At 66.6% G+C, this 2548-nt stretch carries 3 protein-coding genes and 1 pseudogene; 3 read left to right on the forward strand and 1 reads right to left on the reverse strand.

The genetic code is table 11. From position 1 onward, the window contains the following. Nucleotides 1–575 (reverse strand): annotated as a pseudogene (locus IPF36_RS33915) (NAD(P)(+) transhydrogenase (Re/Si-specific) subunit alpha); the annotation flags it as partial. Between IPF36_RS33915 and IPF36_RS33920 the strand changes: the two are divergent. Genes IPF36_RS33920 through mnmA form a run of 3 tightly spaced genes read left to right on the forward strand, consistent with a single transcriptional unit; the run spans nucleotide 568 to nucleotide 2448 of the window. Then, nucleotides 568–867, forward strand: a complete 300-nt coding sequence (locus IPF36_RS33920) for a hypothetical protein (protein ID WP_135705905.1) — start codon at nucleotides 568–570, stop codon at nucleotides 865–867. The pseudogene IPF36_RS33915 and the gene IPF36_RS33920 overlap by 8 nt on opposite strands. Continuing rightward, the gene (locus IPF36_RS33925; protein WP_133092298.1) at nucleotides 857–1348 is read left to right on the forward strand and encodes an NUDIX hydrolase; all 492 of its coding nucleotides are present in this window, start codon (nucleotides 857–859) and stop codon (nucleotides 1346–1348) included. The genes IPF36_RS33920 and IPF36_RS33925 overlap by 11 nt, the downstream gene beginning before the upstream one ends. Then, a complete protein-coding gene (gene mnmA / locus IPF36_RS33930) occupies nucleotides 1345–2448 on the forward strand; it encodes a tRNA 2-thiouridine(34) synthase MnmA (protein ID WP_276609598.1) in 1104 nt (367 codons plus the stop codon). Before IPF36_RS33925 ends, mnmA begins: the two co-directional genes overlap by 4 nt. Nucleotides 2449–2548 lie beyond the last annotated feature (100 nt).

A 2548-nucleotide genomic window follows, 5' to 3' on the forward strand; every position in this document is an offset into this window, starting at 1 on the left:
GCTTCGATCACCGCGCCCAGGCGCTTGGCGGTCGCGATCGCCTGCAGGCCGGCGACGCCGGCGCCCAGGATCAGCACCCGCGCGGCCTTGACGGTGCCGGCGGCGGTCATCAGCATCGGCATGAAGCGCTGGTAATGGTGCGCGGCCACCAGCACGGCCTTGTAGCCGGCGATGTTGGCCTGCGACGACAGCACGTCCATGCTCTGCGCGCGCGTGGTGCGCGGCGCGGCCTCGAGTGCGAACGCGATCACGCTGGCTGCCGCCATGCGCGCGTTGTTCTCGGCATCGAAGGGATTGAGCATGCCCACCAGTACGGCCCCCGGCTTCATCTGTGCCAGTTCCGCGTCGTCGGGCGCGCGCACCTTGAGCACCAGCTGTGCCCCCAGCGCTTCGGCAGCGGTGCCGATGGTGGCGCCGACCGCTTCATACGCGCCGTCGGGCTGGCTGGCGCGAACGCCGGCGCCGGCCTGCACGACCACCTTGTGGCCCTGGGCGACGTATTTCTTGACCGTCTCGGGGGTGGCGGCGACGCGAGTTTCGCCTGCCCGCGTCTCCTGCGGGATGCCGATGTACATCGTCGATTTCTCCTTTAGCTGGCGTCGTAATCTGGTTGGTCGGACCGACGTCTGGCCCGTTGCTCGCCGTGCCGGTTTGGCCGCAGCGCACAATTTTTTCGCAGCTTACAGCAATCTGACGCGCTATGGTGTGACCGCGCGGTCGGTTATTGCTGCACTGCGGTGCCGGATTTCCGGACAGTTCCGAACAGTTACGCAGCGCTGGGCGGCCGGCAAGCCCATGGCGCTGCACGATGGCCCGGCAACCGGTAGAATGCGAGATTGCCTAAAAATTGAGCATCATGCCACGTGATTGGAATGCCAGCGTGACCGTTGCCGCCGTGATCGAGCGTGGCGGACGTTTCCTGCTGGTCGAAGAGGAAACTGCGGACGGGCTGCGCCTGAACCAGCCGGCCGGCCACCTGGATCCGGGCGAGAGCCTGATCCGCGCCGTCATCCGCGAAACCCTGGAAGAAACCGCGCACACCTTCGAGCCGCGCGCGTTGCTCGGCTGCTACATGGGCCGCTCGCTGTCGTCGCGCACCGGTACGGATGTCACATACGTGCGCTTTGCCTTTACCGGCGACCTGGGCTCGCTCGACGCCGGCCGACAGCTCGACACCGGCATCGTCCGCACCGTGTGGATGAGCGCCGACGAGATCCGCGCCTGCCCGGAACGCCACCGCTCGCCGCTGGTGATGGCCTGCATCGACGACTACCTGGCCGGCAAGCGCTTCGCGCTGGACGCGCTGTACACGCACCCTTCGGCGTTGTCCATGGGAGCACAGCTGTGAGCGCGAACGGCAACGGAAGCGCGAACGGGAAGCGCGTGGTCGTGGGCATGTCGGGCGGGGTCGATTCGTCAGTGACCGCGTGGCTGCTCAAGCAGCAGGGCTACGAGGTCATCGGCCTGTTCATGAAGAACTGGGAAGACGATGACGACAGCGAGTACTGCTCCACGCGCCAGGACTGGCTGGACGTGGTGTCGGTGGCCGACCTGATCGGCGTCGACGTCGAGGCGGTCAACTTTGCCGCCGAGTACAAGGACCGCGTCTTTGCCGATTTCCTGCGCGAGTACTCGGCCGGCCGCACGCCCAACCCCGATGTGCTGTGCAATGCCGAGATCAAGTTCAAGGCCTTCCTCGACCATGCGATGACGCTCGGCGCCGAGACCATCGCCACCGGCCACTACGCGCGCGTGCGCCAGAACGCGGCAGGGCGCTTCGAGCTGCTCAAGGCACTCGACCACACCAAGGACCAGAGCTATTTCCTGCACCGGCTGAACCAGGCGCAGCTGTCGCGCACGCTGTTCCCGCTGGGCGAGATCCCCAAGACCCGCGTGCGCGAGATCGCCGCCGAGATCGGCCTGCCGAACGCGAAAAAGAAGGACTCGACGGGCATCTGCTTTATCGGCGAGCGGCCGTTCCGCGATTTCCTGAACCGCTACCTGCCGACCAAACCGGGCCCGATGAAGACGCCCGAGGGCAAGGTCGTGGGCGAGCATATCGGGCTGGCGTTCTATACGCTGGGCCAGCGCAAGGGCATTGGCCTGGGCGGCAGCCGCGACGGCAACGGCGATGCCTGGTACGTGGCACGCAAGGATATGGCGAATAACACGCTGTACGTGGTGCAGGGCCACGACCACCCGTGGCTGCTGACGCCGGTGCTGACCGCGTCGGACTTGTCGTGGGTGGCGGGCGAGGCACCGGCGGCGGGCGCGGCGATGGCGGCCAAGACCCGCTATCGCCAGAGCGATGCCGCCTGCACCGTGCAGGCGGCGGACGGCGACACGCTGCAGCTGGGGTTTGCCGAGGCGCAATGGGCCGTCACGCCGGGGCAGTCGGCGGTGCTGTATGACGGCGAGGTGTGCCTGGGCGGCGGCATCATCCAGTAGGCGCTGCCGTCGGCCGAATAAAAAACACCCACTGCGTGCGGGGTAATGCCGTTCAGTTAAGTCTGAACGGCATTTTTCTTTGCAGGGGTTGTAAACAAGG

It is taken from the genome of Cupriavidus sp. IK-TO18 (assembly GCF_015549295.1).
In the GTDB taxonomy this organism is placed as follows: Bacteria; Pseudomonadota; Gammaproteobacteria; order Burkholderiales; family Burkholderiaceae; genus Cupriavidus; species Cupriavidus oxalaticus_A.